23 protein-coding genes and 4 pseudogenes are annotated in these 24,062 nt (G+C 34.3%); 4 read left to right on the top strand and 23 right to left on the bottom strand.

Annotated features, from left to right (window positions below; translation table 11 throughout):
- Positions 1-564 precede the first annotated feature (564 nt).
- From PGC35_RS13490 to PGC35_RS13475, 4 genes are read right to left on the bottom strand one after another with little or no spacing between them, the layout of a single operon-like run.
- Positions 565-1,641 (bottom strand): NAD(P)H-dependent flavin oxidoreductase, encoded by a 1,077-nt coding sequence (locus tag PGC35_RS13490; RefSeq protein ID WP_375219523.1) that lies wholly within the window; start codon positions 1,639-1,641, stop codon positions 565-567.
- A gap of 4 nt (positions 1,642-1,645) precedes the next feature.
- Entirely contained in the window at positions 1,646-2,650 is a 1,005-nt protein-coding gene (locus PGC35_RS13485) for a GrpB family protein (protein WP_375219522.1), read from the bottom strand.
- Entirely contained in the window at positions 2,643-3,206 is a 564-nt protein-coding gene (locus PGC35_RS13480; protein WP_375219521.1) for a ribonuclease FAU-1 family protein, read from the bottom strand. Before PGC35_RS13480 ends, PGC35_RS13485 begins: the two co-directional genes overlap by 8 nt.
- A gap of 15 nt (positions 3,207-3,221) precedes the next feature.
- The gene (locus PGC35_RS13475) at positions 3,222-3,452 is read right to left on the bottom strand and encodes a hypothetical protein (protein WP_053588679.1); all 231 of its coding nucleotides are present in this window, start codon (positions 3,450-3,452) and stop codon (positions 3,222-3,224) included.
- 143 nt (positions 3,453-3,595) lie between these two features.
- Here PGC35_RS13475 and PGC35_RS13470 point away from each other — a divergent pair, with 143 nt between their 5' ends.
- Both PGC35_RS13470 and PGC35_RS13465 read left to right on the top strand, forming a co-directional pair.
- Complete coding sequence (locus tag PGC35_RS13470; protein WP_375219520.1) at positions 3,596-4,108, top strand: GNAT family N-acetyltransferase; 513 nt, start codon at positions 3,596-3,598, stop codon at positions 4,106-4,108.
- A gap of 187 nt (positions 4,109-4,295) precedes the next feature.
- A complete protein-coding gene (locus PGC35_RS13465; RefSeq protein ID WP_375219519.1) occupies positions 4,296-5,435 on the top strand; it encodes an MFS transporter in 1,140 nt (379 codons plus the stop codon).
- A gap of 425 nt (positions 5,436-5,860) precedes the next feature.
- Here the strand turns inward: PGC35_RS13465 and PGC35_RS13460 are convergent, their stop codons facing one another.
- The 11 genes and pseudogenes from PGC35_RS13460 to PGC35_RS13410 all read right to left on the bottom strand — a co-directional run bounded on the left by PGC35_RS13460 (position 5,861) and on the right by PGC35_RS13410 (position 14,979).
- Positions 5,861-6,364, bottom strand: a complete 504-nt coding sequence (locus PGC35_RS13460) for a GNAT family N-acetyltransferase (RefSeq protein WP_375219518.1) — start codon at positions 6,362-6,364, stop codon at positions 5,861-5,863.
- Positions 6,365-6,511: 147 nt separating this feature from the next.
- Positions 6,512-6,972, bottom strand: a pseudogene (locus PGC35_RS13455) (GNAT family N-acetyltransferase); the annotation flags it as partial.
- Positions 6,973-7,117: 145 nt separating this feature from the next.
- Positions 7,118-8,398, bottom strand: coding sequence for a histidine--tRNA ligase (locus tag PGC35_RS13450; protein WP_375219579.1), 1,281 nt, complete (start codon positions 8,396-8,398; stop codon positions 7,118-7,120).
- Between the two features lie 415 nt (positions 8,399-8,813).
- A complete protein-coding gene (locus tag PGC35_RS13445; RefSeq protein ID WP_375219517.1) occupies positions 8,814-9,587 on the bottom strand; it encodes an HAD-IIB family hydrolase in 774 nt (257 codons plus the stop codon).
- A 248-nt stretch (positions 9,588-9,835) separates the two neighbouring features.
- Positions 9,836-10,693 carry a cupin domain-containing protein gene (locus tag PGC35_RS13440; RefSeq protein ID WP_375219516.1) on the bottom strand — a complete coding sequence of 286 codons (858 nt, stop codon included), beginning with the start codon at positions 10,691-10,693 and terminating at the stop codon, positions 9,836-9,838.
- Between the two features lie 109 nt (positions 10,694-10,802).
- A pseudogene (locus PGC35_RS13435) lies at positions 10,803-10,937 on the bottom strand (spore coat protein); the annotation flags it as partial.
- Between the two features lie 64 nt (positions 10,938-11,001).
- A complete protein-coding gene (locus tag PGC35_RS13430; RefSeq protein ID WP_375219515.1) occupies positions 11,002-11,532 on the bottom strand; it encodes a histidine phosphatase family protein in 531 nt (176 codons plus the stop codon).
- Positions 11,533-11,846: 314 nt separating this feature from the next.
- Positions 11,847-12,479 (bottom strand): type 1 glutamine amidotransferase family protein, encoded by a 633-nt coding sequence (locus PGC35_RS13425; RefSeq protein WP_375219514.1) that lies wholly within the window; start codon positions 12,477-12,479, stop codon positions 11,847-11,849.
- A 74-nt stretch (positions 12,480-12,553) separates the two neighbouring features.
- On the bottom strand, positions 12,554-13,516 hold the full coding sequence (locus PGC35_RS13420; protein WP_375219513.1) for a helix-turn-helix transcriptional regulator: 963 nt from the start codon (positions 13,514-13,516) through the stop codon (positions 12,554-12,556).
- Between the two features lie 63 nt (positions 13,517-13,579).
- Positions 13,580-14,099 (bottom strand): annotated as a pseudogene (locus tag PGC35_RS13415) (recombinase family protein).
- Positions 14,100-14,106: 7 nt separating this feature from the next.
- Positions 14,107-14,979, bottom strand: a complete 873-nt coding sequence (locus PGC35_RS13410) for a hypothetical protein (protein WP_375219512.1) — start codon at positions 14,977-14,979, stop codon at positions 14,107-14,109.
- 149 nt (positions 14,980-15,128) lie between these two features.
- Between PGC35_RS13410 and PGC35_RS13405 the strand changes: the two are divergent.
- Positions 15,129-15,975 (top strand): annotated as a pseudogene (locus PGC35_RS13405) (tyrosine-type recombinase/integrase).
- A gap of 151 nt (positions 15,976-16,126) precedes the next feature.
- Here the strand turns inward: PGC35_RS13405 and PGC35_RS13400 are convergent.
- The 7 genes from PGC35_RS13400 to PGC35_RS13370 form a co-directional block, all read right to left on the bottom strand.
- The gene (locus PGC35_RS13400) at positions 16,127-16,852 is read right to left on the bottom strand and encodes an ABC transporter permease (protein ID WP_375219511.1); all 726 of its coding nucleotides are present in this window, start codon (positions 16,850-16,852) and stop codon (positions 16,127-16,129) included.
- Between the two features lie 2 nt (positions 16,853-16,854).
- Positions 16,855-17,574, bottom strand: coding sequence for an ABC transporter ATP-binding protein (locus PGC35_RS13395; protein WP_375219510.1), 720 nt, complete (start codon positions 17,572-17,574; stop codon positions 16,855-16,857).
- Complete coding sequence (locus PGC35_RS13390) at positions 17,575-18,045, bottom strand: DUF3021 domain-containing protein (protein WP_375219509.1); 471 nt, start codon at positions 18,043-18,045, stop codon at positions 17,575-17,577. It abuts the gene before it with no gap.
- 11 nt (positions 18,046-18,056) lie between these two features.
- Positions 18,057-18,497, bottom strand: a complete 441-nt coding sequence (locus PGC35_RS13385; RefSeq protein WP_375219508.1) for a LytTR family DNA-binding domain-containing protein — start codon at positions 18,495-18,497, stop codon at positions 18,057-18,059.
- Positions 18,498-18,865: 368 nt separating this feature from the next.
- Positions 18,866-19,204, bottom strand: a complete 339-nt coding sequence (locus PGC35_RS13380) for a hypothetical protein (protein WP_375219507.1) — start codon at positions 19,202-19,204, stop codon at positions 18,866-18,868.
- Positions 19,205-19,638: 434 nt separating this feature from the next.
- Positions 19,639-20,232: a hypothetical protein gene (locus tag PGC35_RS13375; protein WP_375219506.1), complete on the bottom strand. Its 594-nt coding sequence runs from the start codon at positions 20,230-20,232 to the stop codon at positions 19,639-19,641.
- 4 nt (positions 20,233-20,236) lie between these two features.
- The gene (locus PGC35_RS13370) at positions 20,237-20,878 is read right to left on the bottom strand and encodes a TetR/AcrR family transcriptional regulator (protein ID WP_375219505.1); all 642 of its coding nucleotides are present in this window, start codon (positions 20,876-20,878) and stop codon (positions 20,237-20,239) included.
- 637 nt (positions 20,879-21,515) lie between these two features.
- Between PGC35_RS13370 and PGC35_RS13365 the strand changes: the two genes are divergently transcribed.
- Positions 21,516-22,292 (top strand): hypothetical protein, encoded by a 777-nt coding sequence (locus PGC35_RS13365; RefSeq protein WP_375219504.1) that lies wholly within the window; start codon positions 21,516-21,518, stop codon positions 22,290-22,292.
- Positions 22,293-22,699: 407 nt separating this feature from the next.
- Here PGC35_RS13365 and PGC35_RS13360 read toward each other — a convergent pair whose 3' ends face one another.
- On the bottom strand, positions 22,700-23,824 hold the full coding sequence (locus PGC35_RS13360) for an amidohydrolase family protein (protein ID WP_375219503.1): 1,125 nt from the start codon (positions 23,822-23,824) through the stop codon (positions 22,700-22,702).
- Positions 23,825-24,062: the final 238 nt, after the last annotated feature.

Here is a 24,062-nt window from a genome sequence, read left to right as displayed (position 1 = left end):
TGCTCTCTTAATGGCATAATGTTTATCTACTTGAATAGCGGATAATAGTTAGAGTGGAAGGCGGCGACTCCAGCCGGAATAGCAAATGTCTTCTGCACCGAAAGCGAAGCGGCAGGTGCATGAGCTGAAGACTCTGGACTGAGCGTAGCGAAATTATTTTTTGCGACGAGCTTTGCGCAGGAGCAACGTTTTTTGCGACGAGCTTGCGCAGGAGCAAGGGAAGCGGCTGAAGCCATGCCGGCGGAACGCGTCCGCCTGGAACGGAAATTAACGGCTCCAAAAAAAAATCGAGTATGTGAACAACCTGTTGTTCACATACTGTTATGAAATCTCGGTGAGGACTTTTTCAGCGCCCTCCTACAGTGCGGTGCCTCGGACTGTCTCGCTTTCCCGTAGGGGTCGCCTCCTTCACTCCAATCAATTACTTCTCTCAATCTAAAATATAATAAAACTGGAACTTTTTTATGAAAAAAGTATACAAAAAAACCGCCAAATTTCTTATAATGTAAGTCGTTTTTCTTCATTTGCATTATTTTAGGGAATTATTGGACAGCCCCTTTGTTTTTACATGCTTATATTTATTCCTTTTGCTTCTTTTATGATCCGCTGTATTAATGCTTCAGCTGTCTCCGTTCTAGCAAGTAAGGGGCTTTGACCAGACCAAAGAGACATAAATTCTTTATTATGTTGTTCAGAAGATGTCTTTCGAATCGATTGTGTCAATGTATTTTGTATAGGAAAAATTGGGATATCAGTTTCATTTTTGTGCATTTCTATTATAAATTTATTTTTAATCCCTCTTGCCCATTTACCTGAAAAAGCATTAGTTAACGTTATATCTTCATCTTTTGCTTCGAGTATTGCTTCTTTATGTATTGGTTGAGCACCACTTTCCTCACAGGTTAAAAACGCAGTACCCATTTGGACAGCACATGCACCTAAGCTTAAAGAAGCCATTAGTCCTCTACCATCCATAATTCCCCCAGCAGCTATAACAGGTATCTTTACACGATCTACTACTTGAGGAATCAAAGACATTAGGCCAATCAAGCTTTCTTCGTGAGCATTTAAAAAGTTACCTCTATGACCTCCTGCTTCACTTCCTTGTACAACGACAGCATTCATTCCTAGTTCCTCAATTGCCATTGCTTCCTTAACTGTAGTTGCCGTACCGATAGAGATAATGTTTAGTTTCTTTAATTCATTTAATACTTCTTTGGATGGAACACCGAAAGTAAAGGAACAAATAGGAACTTTTTCCTCTATAACAATTTGTATTTGTTCCATAAATGTCTGATTGGCATTCTCTATACTTGGAAGAAGTATATTTTCTTCTTGAATGTTTAATTCCGCTTTATATTTGCTTAGTAATTGATTGGTTTTCTTAATCTTCGCTTCATCAATCTCAAAAAAGTTTGGAACAAATAAATTTACTCCATAGCACTCTGATGTTAACTGCTTTACCTCTTTGATTTGCTCTTGTAATTGAGCTGGAGTTAAATATCCGGCTCCAATCATTCCAAGCGCTCCACTATTAGAAACAGCTGCTACTAATCTCGAAGTAGTTATCCCTCCAGCCATTGGTGCTTGAATAATTGGATGCTCTATCATTAATAACCTAGTAATTTCATTTTTCAACATCAACTCAACTCCAATCTTTTTTAACTACAAACTTAGGGAAATGGATTACATCCATCCCTAAACTTTCAGTTCTTAACCATTCCATTGCTTTTAGTACGAGTGGTGAAGCATTTTCAGCATTAATTTCATTTTCAGCAACCCACACAGCTCCAAATGAGTCTTGTCCTTCAAATTGTTCAGGTTCCACTATATCACCACCCACTTGCTTAACTAAATAAAACACTGCAATATGATGTACATCTGTCGCTCCTCTCCAGTCCGCAGAAATCATGAAATCAGTCGTGCCTATAGTTTTAATAATTTCGATTTCTAAACCTGTTTCTTCTAAAAATTCTCTTTTTAAAGCTAGTACTAAACTCTCCCTTTCTTCTAAATTCCCTCCAGGAAGATCAAAGCGGTTAATGTAAGGACCACCATTTTTCTTGATAACAAGCAGTTTTTCTTGTTGCACGCATATACCATATACACCAAATGCGCGATGAAATTTCCTTTTGATGATGCCTTTTGACCATTCCATTGCTTTTTGTTGAATATCCAATACTAATTTTTCTTTTCCTTTAATGTACGAATCCATATTATATGGAAATTGTTTTGCTAACATATTCTTTAATTCCCCATATTCATGGGCAACTTGTGGATGCACGCTTAAGTAATCTCTAAATACAAGGTGTCGTTTAATTTCTGTATTACCCGTTTCATACATATGCACATGGTGTGATCGATTATCGCCACCTTTTTGAAAATATCTACGTCCTGGGAGACCATTCTCTCCTTTTGGAATATATCCAAGTTTAATCATTGCTTCGTTATATGTATCAATTGTAGATATATCACTAACTACCGGCATCATATCTATTATTGGTTTTGCTTGAAGTCCTCTAACAGAGGTGCTCCCAATATGATGGATCTCCAGAATGTCTGAACCAAATATTTCTTTTATTTCTCTTGCTTCATCCTCAAATAGTTCCTTCCATTGATCAGAATAAGGCAAAACTTCTACTTTACGCATTTACATCCCTCACAGTATGAAGATGTTTTTCTAACTGTTCCTTATGGATCTTTGAATATTTAAGCAACTCAAATTTATCTTCCTTTAGTAATGATGTAATTCTATTGGCTTCGTTCCATGCTAGATTATACATATCTCGATCAATGAGATTACTTGAAAGAGCATCTTCCAGTTCATCTTCATCTTGCAGAATAATCTCTCCACTTGGCAAAATAATAATATCTAGAAATAAATCATCCCACCAAGGAATATTATTTTTTGTTCCTATTTCATGGCATATATCTATATACCATTGTACAATCTCATCATTCGCATTAAACATCGTAGTAATGGAATAATTGTTCCCTATTGGGAAATGTTGCATCCAACTATACCCATCATCTACAATACAAATGCTTTTGTCTGCATAGTTCACCCATAAAGGCTCCGTTACTTGAACAAGATTTAATAATGTTAAAACTCCAGTAAACTCTTTAGTATTCAAATAATATTGTGTATACTTTCTATTAACAATTCGCTTCCAATCTGAACGATTCCCATATCTCCTTTTTAACATATCTATTCCCCTTTATTATTTTCTCTCATTTCCTCTTTTAAAATTGCCAGTGAGTTTCGCTAATATTAATTGTTCTTCTTTTTCGTCTTTGGCATCATTCATTTTTTCTAAAAATCTCTCAGCGTCTTTTCCTTTTAATATTTTCACACGTTTCCCATGAAACTCTAGAAAAACAATATGATCCTTCGTAATATGATAACTAAAAGGATTAGCATCTAAACGTTTTCTCTTGTCTATGTTATCCATTTCATAGCCTCCAACAATATACATATTATTAAGGTTCTATTTAAAGAAGGTAAATCCTTTTTTCTTAATAAATTAAACCATTGTCCTTTTGGGATATATGATGTTAAATAAAATAAGAATGGAAAAAGGTGGGGGGAACATAAATGAATATAAAAACAGAAAGACTTCATATACGCAACTTTAAAATAAGTGATTGGAAGGCAGTGCACGAGTATACTTCCGATCCAGTTGTTATGAAATACATACCAGAGGGAGTTTTTACTGAAGAGGATGCAAAGTGCTTTGTAAATAAAAATATTGGCGGGGACGCTCATATGTTTCCTGTTGTATTGTCAGATAAAGAAGAATTAATTGGGCACATTTCCTTTCAACAATATTTTGGTGATCATACCTATGAGATTGGTTGGGTGTTTAATCCTAAATATTATAATAAAGGGTATGCTTCGGAAGCTGCTCTTTCCATATTAAAATATGCTTTTGAAGAAATGAAATTACACAGAATCATTGCTACTTGCCAACCTCAAAATCCACCCTCTTACCGAGTTATGGAAAAGATCGGTATGAGAAGAGAAGGGTATTTTAAGAAATGTATTCCTCATGATAATGAGTGGTGGGACGAGTATTATTACGCTATATTAGCAGAGGAATGGAAATAATTATCAACCGATAAGTTAGTTAGACTTGCAAGATGCGCAATCCTTTACTAAAAGCTTATAGCATTCTTCCGTCTATTGAAGATAATTAAAAAAACAGTTTTCGCTTGTTCACTTTAAAATCAGTTACAATATTCAAGGATATTTGTTATACAGAATTAATTTGCTTTACATTAGAAGGAGAATTGATTTGAAAGTTCAAGTTTTATTAAAAGGGTATAATTTTTTATTTTTTGGTTTACTTGCATTATTTATTCCTTTTTTACCTGTCTATTTGGAGGATAAAGGTTTATCAGCTAGCGAAATTGGAATAGTTATTGGAACGGGCGGATTTGTAACATTAATCGCACAACCTCTATGGGGATTCATTAGTGATAAGACAAAAACTATACGTAAGGTGATGCTAATACTTGTTAGTCTAACAACAATTTTTGGATACTTCTTATTTAACGTGGATAGTTTTGTGTTGCTTGTAATGTTTGCTTTGTTAGTATACTTCGCACTCATGCCACTGGATCCTCTGACGGAAAGCCTTAACTTTACCGTTTCCGAAATGGCTCGAGTCAGCTATGGATCAATTCGAACATATGGAGCGTTGGGATATGCGATTTTGTCTTTAATTGTCGGGTTTTCAATGGACTATTTCGGTATGAACAGCGCTTCTATATTGTTTGCAATATTAGGATTGATATCATTTGCAATCGTTTGGTTCATGCCGGATGTCCAAGCCTCCACAAAGCCTGTTACTATGGAAGGACTGAAACAAGTATTAAAGAATAAAGAAATGCTTCTGTTTTTAGTGATGGTTTTCATAAGTTCAATACCAGCACGTATGAATGATACATTTCTAGGTCTACATTTGCGGGCACTTGGAGGGGATACTTCATTAATTGGAATTGCCTTCTTTATAGCAGCAACAAGTGAAATAGTTATATTTGCTTTAAGTTTTTGGTGGCTTCGAAAGGGCAAAGAGTTAGAAATTATTACGATGGCAACATTTTTCTACTTTTTACGTTTTATCCTCGCTGCTTTCATTTTAAGTCCCCTTGCTTTAACATTATTGCAAGTACTACAGATGTTTACATTCCCTATTTTTTATACTGCTGCGATTCAATATTTATATCAAATTATGCCAAAAGAATGGCGTGCTACTGGACAAACCGTACTTGCGCTCTTATTCTTCGGTTTATCTAGTATAATTGCATCTTATGCTGGTGGTTACCTATATAAAGAATTTGGTGGACATACTTTTTATTTCATTATTTCCATTATGTCATTCATTGGAGTTTTATTCGGTGTTTTATTGACAATTCGGAAACATAAAAACTAGATGAATAGCAAAAAGCTATCTTTGGCCTGACCCAATAATTAGACAAAGTGGTAGCTTCCATGACCTGAGTTCGATATCCATTCGAACTTAGGTCTTTTAATTTTTAGTTCAGTGCAGACTAACGTTTAGCGCATAGGCTACATGTTGTAATGTCCAGTTACATTATAGTTGGTAACTCCAAAATTCAATAACCGCAACGAAATACGTATGTTTTAAAAGATTTATATTTACATTAAAGTTGGTAGCCCATCCAATCTTACTTTTAGAACATTATAGTTAGTAACCCAATGTTATTGTTTTAACTTTAAATCTGAAGTAATTATATTGATTATTTCGGAAATCGAATATTTAACTAACGCACCCGTTAGTTAAACAGCAGAAGGTTTCTTATTCAAGAACCGCTCCAATCGTACTACTGTATTTAATTACATATCATAAGGTTCAAGCTTCTTCAAAATAAATTCTTCAACATCCTTGCCTCTTGCGTTGGAAAAACCCTTATCTTCAGAGATGATTTTAAACCCGCATTTTTCCAATACGCTGATGGAGGCGAGGTTATCTTTAGCGGCACGAGCATAGAGCGGGCGTACCTTAATATACTCCAGAAACTCTGACAACGCTTTAGTTGCAATACCTTGACCCCAATATTCCTTCCCAATCCAGTAGCTTACTTCGGGTTCGCCGAACTGTTCAAAGTTCGAGACGTGTCCAGTGACAATGCCATTGAATAATATAGTCTTAATTGTGATGGTCTCGTCAGCGATAATTTTTGTCCAATGGTCAAAAAATGCGTCCTTATCAGTAGGGTCTTTAGCTGTAAAGGCAGCCATATAGTTCGCCGTTGAATCTAGTTGTTGTTCGAAAAACATAGGAAGATCTTCCTCTATGATATCTCGTAGCTTCACTTCGCTTTTGCTAATGGATTCCATATAATTCACAAGCTCCTTAACATATTTTATAATATAAATTCTTCCAAGTTTAGAGAAATTCCTTCTTCAACTATCCTGCCCCTTTAGTTCAATAAAAAAAGAGTTGCCTTAGCAACCCACGAGTTTCAACTAAAGCTCACCGAAAGTTTAAGTATTTTGCAACCATAAATTCATTATATTATGTTCACCTTTAGGACCAATTTTTCTCTTACCTGTATCTTTAAAACCTAATTTTAAGTACAGTCGCTGTGCAGGAAGATTTTTATAGTTTACATATAAAACGACTTCATCACAGTTAGGAAATTCAGATTTAACAAAATCGCTTAGCAAGAGCATACCTTGTTTAGCATAACCTTTTCCTTGCTTCTCATGATTAACAGATAAAGCAGTTAACAACATAGCTTTCGGATTATCTGAATACTCCTTTACTCGTCAGTTGAATGCAATAAAAAGAAACCTACAGGTTCATTCTCACATAAAATAACAATCCGATATTGTCCTTCTGTCGCCTCTAAGATTTTGCTTGGTAATGCAGTAAACTGCACTTGTTCTTCAGGAAGTTCAAAAGAATTTAATGCATCTAAATATTCATTCGAAAAATGTTTTAACTAAACGTACTCAACTTTTTTCATAGACGTTGTTACTCCTTTATTTTTTATTACATATTACTATAAGAACATACACAAGAAGCATTTTTATTAAACCTCTTTAGTTCAATAAGAAAAAAGGTTTATCTATTTAATACTTTATCGGTTAATGAAAATTATAAACTACATTTTGACTTTCACCCGTCTCCATATTTTTTATATTATAAGAGCCGTTTATGATTTCATCGTTTCCTAATACAATTACATTTTCAATACCTTCACGATTTGCTCTTTCCATTGCTTTATTTACTTTTTTATTTGATAGTTCCACTTCTACTCGTTTACCTTGGGAACGTAAGTTTGTTGCCAGCTTAAGTGCTTCCTTTACCGTTCCAATTGGTATGATATAAATATCTACAACCGAGTATTTTTTTACGCGTTCTAATAATTCAAATGCAAAATAAATAACATCTAATCCAAAAGAAATACCCACTGTTGCAAAAGTCTTCTCGGAGTTTAAAAGTCCTCCAATAGCATTGTCATAACGTCCACCACTTCCTATACTTGAACGAATCGTAGCATCTGCTAAAAAGATTTCATAAATTGTTCCTGTATAAATTTCAAGTCCTCTTGCTAAAAACGGGTTAAAAATACACATTTCCTGAATTTCGAGTGACTCTAAATATGTCGTAAGTTCAGCTAATTCCTGTAAGCCTTCTTGCACATAAATATTTTCCTGTTCCCATTGTTTGAAGCTTTGTGTCGTTAATTGACCTTTTGATTCAATAAATGCTTTGATTTGAGCCAAGCTATTTGAAGTCAATTGTAGTTGAACTAACTCATCCATCATTGATTCAACCGAGACCTTTTCAATCTTATCTAACACTAAAATGACGCGATTCATTACACCTTCTGGTACCTGAAACTGTTGAAGTAAACCATACAAAAGCTTACGGTTATTAAATTGAATCTCTACATTTACGTTAAGATGTTTAAAAGCATCTAACGCCATCATCATTAATTCTGCCTCTGCAGCCTGTGAATCTACCCCTACAATATCTACATCACATTGAGTAAATTCACGATAACGCCCAGCTTTAATTGGACCATCTCGAAATACTTTACCAATTTCATAACGTTTAAACGGCATAGGAATAGTTGGATTCATCGCTACAACTTTTGCGAACGGAATCGTCAAGTCGTAACGCAGGGCTAGATCACGTTCACCACGATCAGTTAATTTATACATCTCTAGTAAAATTTCTGTACCACCCGCATACTTAGATGCCATTAAATCAGTGTAATTTAAAATAGGCGTTTCTAAAGGACTGCAACCATATGCAATAAATGTGTCCTCTAATGTTCTTCGAATGTTTCGTCTGATTATTTCTTGTCTAGGTAAAAAATCTTGTGTACCTCTTACGTTTTGATAATCCATTTTTTTCATCATACTCTTCCTCTTTTCTTATTTTTGACAAATAAAAAAATCGCACTAACATAAGCTCCAAAACGGCTTAGTTATACGATTCAACGAGAAAAGTCTTCCTATGTAGATATAAAAATATCGATAGCAAGACTAGTTAATATGATGATGTGAAGTTGTAAAAGTTAGTTTTTGCAATAGCATATGAACCCTCCTTATTTGTTAGTGCAATAATACAAATTTTCAAACCATTTGTCAAGCTATTAAAAGAATATTATTTTAAATCACTCTTTTTAGAGAATCCGTATCTATAAAGCGAAAGACACTTCTTAAAAAGTCATTCCTTCTTCAACTAACCTGCTGCGTTAGTTAAATAAGAAAAAGCCACCCTTACAGGCAGCCACTTGTTTAACTAAAGCACCCGTTAGTGAAATTAGAACTATACTTGGATTAGTCTATATTCCTTTGAAAGAGTAAGTATTTTTTCTGTGATTTCCTGTTCGTAATCCCCGCTCAATGAAATAGTCTCTTTTGCAAAAGGAGCTAACTGTTCGTGATAGCCAATCATAACTGTATGCAATGCGTTTTCAAACATTGATATATCATTCGCATCATTCCCAAAAGCAATATATGTATTTTCTTTTATCCCAAGAGTCTTTAATGCACTCCATTTATTTATCCCACTTGGGCTGATATCAAGTACATTCTCGTTACTATGTTTATTTACATATACATTAAGTTTTGAAAGTTTTTCTGATAATTCATCCATACTATTTGAGGTTAGAAACAGAACTTTAACTACTGAATCAAGAGACTCTATGCTAACCATTTTCGCTAATTTTGCGGGGTCTAAATTTTGAAGTATAGGGTGTGTATCTGAGCCTGTATAAGCATAATCCCAATCACCATCTATTAGATAAGTAGCATTATATTTATTAATAAGATTCTTTATTTCATTAATTTCATTTGTTGAAAACGAGTTGGATTTGATGACTTTTCCTTCTTTTGATATTAAAGAGCCATTTCCCCCAATCATTGTGTAATGATGAAATGCTTCGTCTATGACAGGTAACATATCTCGAATAGGTCTGGCAGATGCGAAAATGACTTCAATACCCGCTTCCGTTAACTCTGACAACGAATGAAGTATCCTGTTAGATATTGGTTGTCCTTTAAAACATACTGTTCCATCTAAATCAAAAACAAATCTCAAAAGTCTCACTCACTTTCATATTAAGTGTATAAATTATAATTTAATTATACTGCAAAAAGAAATGTAATTGTCTTCTTCTTCAACTAACCTGCCCCGATAGCTCTATAAGAAAAAAGAGTTGCCTAAGCAACCCCATGTTCTTTAACTAAAGCACCCGTTAGTTTAAGTACATTATTTCACAATCTCACCTAAAAACATACAAAACCCCGTTACGAGAAACTTCTTTAATACAATCATTTTACATTTCACTACATATTTTTACTTTGTTGAAGAAGTTTTGATTTCCCTGTCCTTTCCCATTCTTCCACAGTCTCATATGCTTTTTCAGGAGAAAATCCTTTTCCGACAAGAGCCCCCATTAGAATAAATTCTTGAAGAATATGAGTAGCATTTATTCCTCTTGCAACATCCTCTAATCCTTCATTTACCAAAAATTCAGTGTACCGTACCCATTCATCTGGAGTCTTGCCAGAAATAACTGTATTTCCATTGCCATGACCGTTTTCTTGTTCAGCAGCCATCGCATCTGCTTTCGTAGGATGAACAGTACCGTATGGGTGGTTAGGCGGAGCATATATCGAATAAAGCTTTAATGGAATATTACCTGTATTTGTTAGATTATGCCATGTTCCAGCAGGTATCATGATTGCAGAATCATCATATACCTTTCTTCTAAAATTTAAAATATCTTTACTCTTGCCCATTTGAGTAATACCCTGACCCTGTTCAATACGTAAAAATTGGTCGACATCAGGATGCATTTCTAGTCCAATATCTTCTCCTGGATTTAGACTCATTAATGTAACCTGCAAATGATCTCCAGTCCATATTGCAGTACGATAAGTGTTGTTTTGTTTAGTCGCTTCATTAATATTAATGACAAATGGGTTAGCTCCAAAATCTTTTAACATTCCTCTTCCATGACCATTAGAAACACGATAGGAATCAAATGGATTTGCATGAATTGTCCCATAAGGATAAGTCCAGTAATTCGGGTTACCACCATAATTATATGATATAGTTCCATAATAAGGGTTATTATATAGAGACCCATAAGGAGTATAATACACGTTCTTCAATCCCTTCACAGATTTATGTATTATCATATGCTCCTATTTTAAAAACGCTCTTTTTATAATTTTTATAATGGAAACAAGTTTTATTCTTCTCCTAAAAAAATAAAAAGCCGAATACAAAGTTCGGCTTTCAAAAAAATTAATTTTGTTGTTCAGTCATTAATTGGGTTCTTAATTGCTGAACTACCTCTTCCGAAGCTGGCGCAGCAGGTTTATAGTGTCCCTTTTGAAGGGCAAAACTATATAATGTTCGTTGACGTGACTCATCTTGATTGATTTAATTAATCAACTAACAAAGTTAAAAGAAAAAAGCGTCAATTTTTTTAAAATCAACACTGTTAATTTATTTTATTAAAGTCCAACTTACCAATTACTTCAAATCCATTTCTCCATCCTTTTGGATGAATTACAATTCCAGTCATATACGGTAAATTCCCAAACTCAATTTCTTTTGGAAAACTATGGCCTATGATTAACCTATTTTGTCCTTTAGAGGGTGGAAGTTCGAATAATCTTCTAATCTCATGAATGATGATTTTTCTCTTAGAATCAGTAATTGTTGGCATTTCACTTAAAGCAACAATTTCTGCCAATGAAGGTACTATACATATAATCTTTCTAGGAAAAGCTAAATTTGCAGTGTCAATTGCTCTACAAAAGGGACTTGAAATTACAAATGGTTCCATTGGTATCCCTAACAGCCTAAGGACTTTTCCAATAATCATTGCTTGTTGTTTACCAGTCTTGCTTAAATTCCTTTGGGTCCTACAATCTTCAAATTTTACAGTTTGGTAATCATTTCCGACTGTTGCTTCAGTATGTCTGAAATAGATAATATAACCACCATTCAGTAGCTTGTCAAATCTCATGTAATCCCCCAATACTTCCCCATATTTACGTTAAATGATTAACTAGTATATTTAAATTATCCAAAAAATGTTACTTATTCTAGATGGGAATAAAACTCTTCTTCAACTAATCTGCTGCGTTAGTTTAAGTGTACCATTTCACATTGTACATAAAAATAGACCATCGAAATGACGATCTTGTTTCACTAAAGCACCCGTTAGTTGAATAAGGGGTAGCGTCAGGAAAATGCGGATTTACAACGATAAGGAAATTCCAAATTAAAAGCCCAACTTCTCTACAAATCAAAATAGAGAAATTGAGCTTTTCAGTTACTTCATTTATTTATTGAATTCATTAACTGGAAGAAGTATTCAGGTTTATGAGTCTTATTTAGGTTATACCATGAATGTAATGCATCTGGTGTAAATACATCTATTTTTTTCAGTACCTCCATTGCAAATTCCAGAGGAGCTATTCCTGATGCAGTAACTAGATTCGCATCAGATACCGCAGATCCCAACTCATAGAACTTTTCTCCTTTATAGTTAGGACATACCATTTTAGTATATTCTAAGTTATTACTTGTATGCTTTCTAGTATCTAAGTATCCCATATTCGCGAGGCCCTCAGTTGCACCACAAATTGCAGCAACAATAGTGCCAAGCTTTAAAGCTTGGCCAATTCTTTCCAAGAGAGGTTGATGAATTTTTTCACTCCAAGTAGTCCCTCCTGGTAAAATTAAAAGATCTTTACTCTCAAGAGTACATTCATCAAGGGAGATATCTGGTTTTATGCTCAGTCCTCCCATAGTAGTAATCATTTCTTTATTAGCTCCTACTGTAATTACTTTTAAAGGTGCTAAATCTTTTTTGAAATATCTTCCTGAGTTTAGTTCAGCAATTAAATATCCATATTCCCAGTCCGACATTGTATTAAATACATATAGAAAAACTTTTTTTGTTTGCATCCAATACCACTCCAATCACAATTGATACAGCTATTATAATATAACTTCCCTGACAGTTAACGTCAGGGAAGTTATCATACTTGATGAAATTTTATTAATTCCGACAGAACTTCAATAAGTCTTTTCTTAAGACTTATTGGCTCAATAACTTTAATAGATTTATTGTACGGTAAAAGTAAATAAGGTACATATGTATGTATCATATCTTTTTCAAGAAGAAAAACTGCTTGATTTGAAGTCCGTTCTTGTAAATAATGTCCTAAAAACCAATGTTGGCAAATATCAGCCAATACACTTTTATCCCCATTAATAACCAAAGAAATAATCCCTTCCTTATCTTCTATAGTTGGAAGAAGAATTTTTATAAAAAAGTCACGTGCTGAAAAATTTTCTGGCCGGTTAAACTTATTTTCGGATAGCATTAGACTTTCAATTCGATCTACTCTAAAACTACGGATGTCATTCCTAAGATGACAAAATCCAATCACATACCACTTATTATTCCAATAGATAATTCTGTACGGATCGACCAATCTATAATTTAATTGCTTTTCGCCACTTTTATGGTAAAGAATTTTTACTGAGTACCCGTCAGCTACGGCCTGCTCCAACTCCTTCAAAAAAGGTTCCATAGAGAGTGAACTTAATCGACTTATTACTTCAAGACTAGTTAAATGTTGGTTTATCTTTGTTTCCTGCTCTTGATTTGAGTAATTACTTAGTTTTGAAATGGCCCTATTTAGTGCTTCACCTCCATAATATCCGGCTTCTTCTGCAAAAACAGCAGCGTGAAATAGTGAAGTTTGCTCCTCAAAATCAAAAAAAAGAGGAGCCTCAATAAAATTGTTCAATAAAGTGTATCCACCGTTATGTCCTGGTTCTGAAATTATAGGTACGCCACTTGTTGAAATTGTATCAATATAACGATACACAGTCCTTATATTCATCTCTAACTTTTCTGAAATTTGTTTTGCAGTAATTTTTTCACCTGAACGAAGCATCCATAGAATTGCTAACATATTGTCAATTTTAGGCATATAATTCCACCTCTATATGAAATTTATTTTCTATTATATATTTCCGATTTTTGGTATAACTCATCAACTGTTCCTTTCCGATAGCTTTCTATATAATGAGGCCCTAGACACATTTGTAATTTCACAAATTTGATTTACAGTCATATCTCCCTCTTTATAAAACTTTACTGCATAATTCATACCTGCATGATTTTTATGGTACTTCTTTAACCGACCTTTAAACTTTCCTTCTTTCTTAGCCAGTTCAATTCCTTCACGCTGCCGCATACGGATAAGATCACGTTCTAATTGGTTTACACCCGCCATAACCGTAATTAAGAATTGGCCATGTATCTTTTAAGGATTTTAAATTTGCCTTTTTACTCCGTATGTTATCGATTAATTCAAATAAATCTTGTGTACTACGAGTAATCCGAGTTAAGTCCGTAACATAAATGATGTCACCTTCTTGTATATCCTCTAACATTTTTTGAAGTTGCTCACGATCTTTTGTTGCTCCGGAAACTTTTTCTTCAAAAATAATATCCATTCCGATTTCGTTTACACCTTCTCGAAATAAAGCCCTCCTTAGTTGAAGAAGTATGCTGTCATTAGAAAGCGGGAAGGTACTTTCTCCATTCTTTCCACGCTTCCAAATAATCATTTAGATCGTGCGGATGAACTTTAATACAAACTCCAATTCGTGTATATAACTGAAAAAGAACTTCATTTAAAAGCTGTTCACTAGTAAAGGAAGAATTATTATTCCACAGGGAAAATGCTGACAAAAGCGTTTTTAAATCTAAACTATCAGGAGAAGAACAGAAAGCATATGTAAAATCATAAACTTTTGGACCGATTAATGGAGATGGGTCAATAATTCCTTTTAATTGTTTTTCCATATATACAAAATTATGAACACCAGTATCTCCATGTAGATAATACTTCTCGTGTTGAAAATGATAAGTATTCAATTTATCTACCAAAAACTCCACTCTATTATTGTCCTCACTTGTCAAAAGGTCTCCTATGTTATTTTGGGCAGACTCCAAACTACTTTGATTAAAGTCTGACCATGAGTTTCTATGTATGCCATTGACTCTTCCCCATGGAATGTCACTGTCAACCTTTTTGTATTTATTGAATAGGTCATTTATTAAAATGGTCATCCATTCCATCTTAGATCCCCTATTATAGTGTGTCTCTCCTGCAATATAAGAGTAGGCAATAAATTCTTTTTTATCGTCTGTGTAAAGTACATCAGGCATCAATTTCACATCATTATATGTCAAAAGAAAATCCTGAGTTGAATTTATTATCTTAGGGTTATCAATTTTTATCACATAGGTGGGCATTTTTTTCGCAGAGAGAGTATATAGAACACCATCGGTCGTACCACTTCTTAACTGCTTTAATTCCAGACCATCATTTATTATCAAACATTTATTAATAAGAATATCAAGGATTTCATTTATTTTTTTCATCCATTTATCGCGCTCCTTATGAGTTAATTATGCGTATAATAACGTCTTATTCAAACTAACCTTCATCGTCAGTAAAAAAACTCTTTATGTCTATTATTCTATTAAGTTGGCAATAATCCTTTTAATATTACATTTTAGGGGAAATGGAATTGTTACTGTCAAATGCATGGGCTTCGTTTGAAGCTGATAAGCGAATAGAGGGCTTTTCGCCACAAACGTTGATGGCCTACCAGTTACAGTCTTTACTACTAATTGGTTATTTTAAGGATATAGAGATGGAATTACTGGGTACAAGTGGACTAAAAGAGTATCTTGCTATATCTGGTAAGCATTTAAAACCAGCTAGTCTTGCACATCGCATCCGCTTTATGAAATCATTTTTTCGTTGGTCCCATGAAGAAGGCTACCTGAGTAAGAATCCAACTTCCAAAATTAAAGAACCCAAAGTAGGTAAGCGAATCCCAAAGTATTTAACCGAACGAGAGATTGAACATCTTCGTGAATCCTGTCATTCCCCAATGGAAAAAGCAATTTTTGAATTCATGTTTTCTACAGGTTGTCGAATTGGAGAAATAGTTGCGTTAGAAAAGAACCATATTAATTGGTCCAATCAATCTGCGATCGTGAGAGGAAAAGGCGATAAGGAAAGGGAGGTTTATTTTAATACACGTTGTGACATATGGCTAAAACGCTATATGGAAAGCGAAAGCCGTAATGACCATAACTCAGCGATCTTTGTGGACAGCAAGACAGCCACATAAAATGAGTGTCGCCCAAATGAGATACATCATCAAGCGGATATCTAACCGAGCTGAAATTAATAAAGAAATTCATCCACACCAACTTAGACACAGTTACGCAACTCATTTAATGAATAATGGAGCTCCGATTGAAGTTATACAAAGTCTTATGGGGCATGAGAAGAGTGAAACCACCAAGATCTATGCTCAGTTGAGTGGAAGGTTAAGGAAAGAGTATTATCAGAAATACTTTTAAATATAAAAGAGCACCCGTTAGTTTAAGTACATTCCTTCACAAACTATTTTATTCACTCTTGCCTAAATTTATTTTAATTGACCATTTTTTTATAAAAATAAGTGATAGATAGATACCATACAAAAAGAATAATAAAACTAGCCCAATAATATTAGCTTTTCATTTTCTTTTTAAAGCCAGAAATCGCAATAAAGTAAATAACAATTGTATAGCCGATAACCCAAAGTAATGGAACGACAAGATTTCCATATTCACACGCCAGTGTCGCCTTTGTTACATCTCTGGCATGAGCAAATGGGAGCAAATAAGAAATCGTTTTGAATGTGCCACCAATCATATCTAATTCAAACCATGCTCCGCTTAACCAAGCTGAAAGGTTCACAAAGATCGCAAAGGCCCCACCAACTTGCTTATCTGTTAGGAACGTCCCTAGTAAAATACCAAAACCAATGTATAGAAAGGAAATAATAATAAGTACAATAAATGCAATGATGACGTTCATATTAAATGGCAAATCTAAAATAAAGGCAGAAATAAAGCACATAACAATTTGAAGGATTGCAATCGGTAGCAGTGGGAGTGTATATCCAACTATAAAATCTGTTGCTGTCATAGGTGAAGCAAAGATGCGTGTTAAGAACGAAGTGCTTTTGTCCTTCCCAAGAAGCATTCCAGAAAACAATGTGATAAACGAGAAACTAAATACGACAACACCCGGCGTTAAGTTTTCAATACTGTATAAATCAAAGGGCATATTTTTTTGCATTATGGAAAATAGCCACATGATAATAATCGGAAGCACAATACCAAATAAAAGTGTTAATGGATCGCGTAATATTTCTTTACGATTTCGTTGTGCAAATGTCAGCATTCTCATCGTTACTGTTCCTCCGTTAATTGAAGAAAGACATCTTCTAATGTTGCTTGACCTGTTTGTTGTTTTAACTCTTCACTTGTACCAAGTGCATGTAATTTTCCATTATGCAAAATGCCTACTCTGTCTGCCAATGCTTCTACCTCTTCTAAATAATGTGTTGTCAAAACAATCGTCATTTTTCCTTTTAAGCTTAGTAAAATTTCCCACAAATCACGTCTTGCACGGACGTCTAATCCAAGTGTTGGCTCGTCTAAGAAGAGAATTTCAGGATTTGAAATCATTGCCATTGCAACACTTAACCTACGTTGTAAACCACCCGATAAAGTTTTAGCTCTACTTTCCGCACGATTTGTTAATCCAAATCTCTCCATCATTTCAGCAGACTTTTTCAGAGCATCACGTTTATTAAAACCATATATTGCTGCAATGAACTCCAGATTTTCTTTCACCGAAAGATTTGGTGCAACAGCCGTTTCTTGTGGAGAAAGGTTAATTTTTTGCTTCACTGCATCTAGCTTTTCAACAATACTGTCTCCATTCATCCATGCATCACCACTTGTAGGTGTCAGTAAGCAACTTAGCATTTTAATTGTTGTTGTTTTTCCTGCAGCATTTTGGCCCAGTAGTGCAAAAAACTCTCCTTTTTCAATGGTGAATGATAAATGATCTACTGCTGTGCGATCTTTGAACTGTTTAGTTAACTCTTTCATGACAATCGCCATTTATTTGTTTCCTCCCTCTTCATTTCTTTTCGATTGAATGGCTGCGTTGATCTTTTGTATATCTTTTTTCGAAAGGGTATATTGAATCCACCACGTCAGAATATACGTCGCTAAAAAGTTAATCATCATAATAATGACGTTTTTGAACGTTTCCGGCGTCCATAACAGCATCACTACCGGCACCCATACAATGGAGGTTACGCAAAAATGGATCATATATTGCTTTAATAGTCCCCATTTTGCAATATCAAAAACAAGTGAACTTGTAGCAAAAACAACACCAATACAGCCGGTCAAAATAATTTGAATGATGAACGCTGTTGTTTCATTTGTAAAGAACGCACGAAAATTATCTAATACGGGAAGATAAGTCCCTTGCCCTACTTGCAATGAAATGAGGATCTGAACCACTTGTCCAATCAATACCCCAATGACAAAACCACCAATTATTCGACTGAGTATAGATTTCATATTATTTCACCTCATATTCCAAATAGTTTCTTTATCTTTGTGACATAGCGACGGGAAGCAAACGTTTTAATATCACCTTTTAAAGACACACCAATTGTTCCGGTCATACTAATATCCATGTTCTTAATCATTCTGATATTCACGATTTCTGATTTCGACATACGGATAAACAATTGATTATCTAATTTTTCTTCAAGTTCATATAACCTTAAACGGACCGTATAGATACCATCTTTCGTTTGAACATACACTTTTTGTTTCTCTGCATAGATCCGAATAATATTCTTATTGTTAACGATTTCAACACCTCGATGAGAAAACACTGCTAGTGAATCCACCGTATGTTCTGATAGGCGTTTCATTATCTCTGCAATCTCGTCTGTCATTTTATCAGTGAGAATGAGGATTCTCGGATCTTTACAAGACGGATCAATTGAAACTTCCACTTTCATTTCATCACATCCCTTCCTCTCACCTTTACTATAAAAAGAATTCTTCTTCCTGTATATGAATTTTCGATAATCGGTCGTTATCGAATGATAAGCGGTCATAAAATTAATGTCACATAGTCAATTAAAGTAATATAAGGATATAGCACATTTCTTTAAAAGAATCATCTCCTTTATACCACTATTAAAGGATTATCCATTATTTCTTTAGCATAAAAAAGAATCAACTTTGTTAAAAAGTCGATTCTTACTTTAATTTCTAAGTTCTAATTTACAAACTCTATTAAATAAAGTTTAGTATTGCAGGCGAGTTCCACTCTAGTGATTTACTTGTTGTTGTCTTTATCTTTTTATTAAACTAACCTGCACCGTTAGTTCAATAAGTTCCACAAAGGAAAAGCTATTAAAACCAGTATAATCACACTTTTGATTTTATTCTTATTCCACATATTAATTGCTGATAAAAACCCTCCTAAAGCTAAAAATACATATCCAATTAACTCCATCATCCTAATGGCGAATAATGACCCTAAATGTGCAAAGAAAGCACCCATTACAATAAACCCAATTGTTAAAATAAAACGGCGTGACCTAAAATCATTGATTGCTGATTTTTTATCCTCAGTATTCATTTTTAAATAACCTCTAACGACCATAAAAGCTGGTATTCCCCAAATAATTATAAAAGGAATAAGAGAATCAGTATCCATATTAATTATCCATTCCTCCTTTCCTCAGTTGGGTAAATTACTCTTCAACTAAACTGCCCCGTTAGCCATCCATGCAGCACAAAATAGTGCTGCACCACAGAGAATGAAAATGGGTTAGTAAAGTCAATACTAATAGTCTACCGAAAACAATAGACTTATTAATGTCAGCTCTCCTCTTTTTTTACGATTAAGCAGGGGTCTTCTTTAGTATTGTCATTTTCTTTTCTTGAAGAAATTAATTTTCATGGTAGTTCAATAAGAAATTAACTAAAGCACCCGTTAGTTAAATAAGCACCTTTTCTTCTATTGCACTTTTTGTTTCAATTGCGACATAATAAGAATGGAATTTCTATCTCTTGTTCAACTTACCTGCTTCGTTAGTACAATAAATTCAACAAAAAAGAGCGTAATCCTGCCACGCTCTTAAGACTTCTCTATATTGATTTCCTCGATAGCATTTTCTCGCTATTTTGTCGCCTCTTATTTCTGGTGATTCCGAGATAAACAAATACCATACATACTACAAGTCCTAATATTGCTGGGATAATAATTGATTTTCCAGAGTCACCTGCATAAATGATACTCCAACCTACTTTCCCAATTGCGATAAAGGCCATAATTGACAATCCGAACCATATGTTACGTTGCCAGAAAGCAAGAGCTAAGAGCGTTAAAGATAATGGTACAACCAATGTAAGTAAGATTTTAGATATTCCCCAATCCCCAGTTAGATAATCGACTTCATATTGAAGGAATTCTTGTACATTTGCGTCTACAGAACTCGGTTCTGGGAACCAAAACATGGATGTGAAGATGCAAAACAGCGTGAAGGAGATACCCGTAAGGCTTCTTTTGAAAGCAAAAAAACAAAAAGGAATAATGAAAATTGGTCTGATATACCAAGATAGCTGATTATGATGTCTTACAAAAGCCCAATTGAGTAAATCACGATTAAATATGAACCCGATTAGTAAACCTATTGAGCATAACGCAAAGAAAATAGCCAACGCCTTATCATATTTTCGCATTAAATTAATTCCCCTTTCCTTGAATTGGGTTAGATAACCCTTTTTCTAAAAACAAAATCATTTCATCAGTTAGAGAAAGTAGGTTATTATCGAAATAATCAGAACCAGATCTTTCGATGAAATACTGAACAAACGACAAGTTAAGAGAATTAATAAGCATAATTATTGTTTCGTTATTTAACTTCTTATCGATTTCATCCCTCTTCTTACCCTTATTGATTAATGAATGAAAAAATTCATTACTCTTATCATCACCATCCCTAAGTACTGATTTCTTCAGATCTTGATCAGGATTTAAAATAAGGTCGTTTGCAATTTTGGCCATGTCAGGATGTTTACGATAAAAATGAACTCCTCCGATAAATAGGTTTCTCACGATATCAATAAATTTCATTTCACCAGATATTTGGTATGAATTTTGAGTGTATTCGTTTTTTTGGATGCCTATTTGTTCGATTACATACTCGTATAAATCAAGTTTGTCATCAAAGTATTGATAATAACTGCCCCTCGGAATTCCAGCTTTTTTGATAATGCTTGAGATACTGGACTTTTGATAACCATTTTCTGAGAATTCAGCAATACCAGCTTCTAAAATCATTGATTTTTTCTCATTGGACAGGTTGAAAAACGTAGCAAAAGGCATTAGAAATTACCTCACTTTAATTATGACAATAGTGTCATATGACATTGCTGTCATATTACTACATGAGATGCACTTAGTAAATATTTTATTTTACATAACCATCACTTTATTTTCTTCTTCAACTAAACTGCTGCTTTAGTTTAATGAGAAAAAAGGCTTTATCCCTTCTTGAAGTAAAGCACCCGTTAGTTTAAGTGAAAGGTTTCACAATCTATCATAAATACATAGGATTTACCCGTTAACTTTAATTGAATAACCTCGCTATTAATTTCTTCTGGATAAAAGTTCTGTCTCTTAGCCACTAATAAAAACACACCTTTATAAAAACAGTATCATAATTAATACAACATTTTACGTGAAAGACGTGATATTTTCCATACAAGTACATTTTGAAATTTATCCTTCTCAACATCCGATATCGATGTTTTCTTTTGCTTTCATCTTTTTGTGTATATGTCCCCCTGTGTTGTACTTTGAACATTACCGTACATAAAATAAATCATTTTCGGTAGAAAGAAATTAAGGTTCATGGTAAAATCACATTAGGAAAATAAAGGCAATGTAACCTTTGGGTTCAACCTCGCTGAAAAGTAGGTTGGACCCTTTTTGCATTCTTAAACCTAAAGGAGGACTTTTAATGTTGAGAACAGAAATGCTGTTGCATCGGCTGGACGAGATCGGCAAATCGCTCGAAAGAAGAGGGGGTGCACTATTATTGTTAGGTGTCGGTTCCGTTGGAATCGAGACTGCTCGGCTGGACGATTATTCAGATTTGGATTTCTTTGTCATTGTAAGGCATGACCAGAAAAGCAGATATATCAACCATTTGGATTGGCTAGAAGAAGTTCACCCTTTAGCTTATTCTTTTAAGAATTCGGATATTGGCTATAAAATTCTGTTCGAAGACGGCATTTTTGGTGAATATGCGGTATTTGAGGAATCTGAGCTGATTAATGGTTCTTATACGGAAGGGAGAGTCGTTTGGAAGGATCCCTCCTACAACAATACGGGAATTTCAAAACCTTCCAACCCGATACCTAGCCCCAAAAAAGACTCCTTAGACCATCCTTTGAACGAAGCTTTAACTAATCTCTATGTGGGACTCGGCCGCTTTGCCAGGGGAGAACGCCTATCAGCGACGAGGTTCGTACAAGGTTATGCTGTGGACAGGATTTTATCGGTACTTCATTTGATAGAGCAAGAGGTGGATTACTTTCCCGATCCTTTCGGAAACGAGAGGCGCATGGAAAAAAGATACCCTCGTTTCGCCGAAATGATTGCAGACATGATACAGGGATATGATCATGTACCTGAATCTGCACTTCGTATTTTAAGCTTCATAGAAGAAGTGTATCCAGTTAATCGAAAACTAAGCGATGAAATACGACGTTTAGCCAAAATATCCTGCCGTTAACAAAGGAGTTGAATCTTATCATATAAAAATAGCTATCTATTGTCCCATTTCTGCCATTACTTGTTTTGCATAAGCAGAATAGATCAAAAATAGAGTTAACCTCTCAAAAAGAGCCAAATTTCTCTATCAGGAAATTTGGCTTATTAGTTATACCTCGAAAGTCCATTAAACAAATTGCTGACTAGGCTGTTTACAAAAAAACTCACCACGTTGTACTGGGCTTCAATTGTTTGTTTTGTATCTAATAATGAGGTCCAGTGCATTAAGGAATGCTCTCTAATACATTCTTCACCGCTGAAGTATTTCCTCTAATTAAACTAAACTGCTGCGTTAGTTCAATAAGCAAAAAAGCTACCATTAGCAGCTCGATGATTTTTAACTAAAGCACTTACTTAATTGAATAAGAATTAATTACTCATTTTTTGGAGTGTAAAGATGAGTTCGTTCGCTTCTCTTTTATTTAAATGGTATGTTTTATTTTCAACACCTTTTTCTTCTGTTAACTTTTTAATTAAATTAATTTGTTCCTGGGTAGGAGCTTGCCTCTCCATTAGTTGTTCAAAGTTTTGATATGCCACTTTTGCGGAAGTTTTTGGCGATAGTAAATCGATGAATTCATACATCGCAATGTAGGAATTTTCTAATCCAATCTCATAGCCTGAATCAGAACCGAGAACGAATCTATCCGGATACTCTTCAACTATTCGAGCAAAATCATCCAATTTATAGTCGCCACCAGGATTATGTAAAGTATAACCCGAGAAAAAATCAATCATAAGATTTTCATTCCTATCCAATAAATCACGAAGATATTGAGGGGAAGTATGCACATTTCCGTGAGCAAAAATAAAGGTTGTATCAGGATGGTTCTTCATTGCTAACTCAAATTGTTGCATTGGTAATCCTTTTGGTGGATCTATATGTAATAAAACTGGAACATTGTATTCTGATGCTAAATCATAAACTTCAGGTAGATTTCCATCGTTGGGATGTTTGGCTTTCCATCGGACAGAAGCAAATGGTGAATAGGTTGCGGCTGCGAATAATTCCCCGATATGCATATATCCGATTTCAAGATTCTGTTTGACTTTCGAAAGACCATCTTTATCAATTTTTACACCTGCAAATGAAGGATAAATTTTTTCAGGGTATTGTTCATAGTAACGCCAGCTAAGCAGATCGGACTTAATGGCGGTCGGATCTGATACAGCACCAAACAATACTGTTTGATCTATGCCATATTTACTCCACAAATCTTTTACAGAAGTATAATTATCATTATTTCTTCTTTCACTCAAATCTAATGCATCTACATCATGACTATGAACGTCAATTATTCTAAGTTGCTTGTATTTTTCTAACAAACTCTGATTATTATTTTTTCTCATTTCTGTAATTTGCGCGGCTACTTCTTTGTCTTTTTCATAAGACAAATTTGGGATAATAGTAATTTCTTTTCTTAATTGAGATAAAAGAAAAAAAACAAATAATAAAATGATTAAAAATATTAATAATTTAAATTTTTTCTTCACAACAAACTCTCCATTCATTCTAATAAAACCCTTCTTCTTTCTATTTTATTCGGGACCAATAAAGAAATTTCCTTCTTCAACAAACCTGCTTCGTTAGTTTAAGTGTAACATTTCACATTGGACATAAAAATAGACCATCGAAATGATGGTCCAGTTTAACTAAAGCACCCGTTAGTTGAATAAGATTTATCTGTATTGGTCTAAGTAATATTGCCACAATTAATTGAATAAGACTCAC

This window comes from Psychrobacillus sp. PGGUH221 (genome assembly GCF_042055255.1).
Classification (GTDB): domain Bacteria; phylum Bacillota; class Bacilli; order Bacillales_A; family Planococcaceae; genus Psychrobacillus.
The sequence above is the reverse complement of the archived record's forward strand: the minus strand, read 5'-3'. Positions and strand labels throughout refer to the sequence as shown.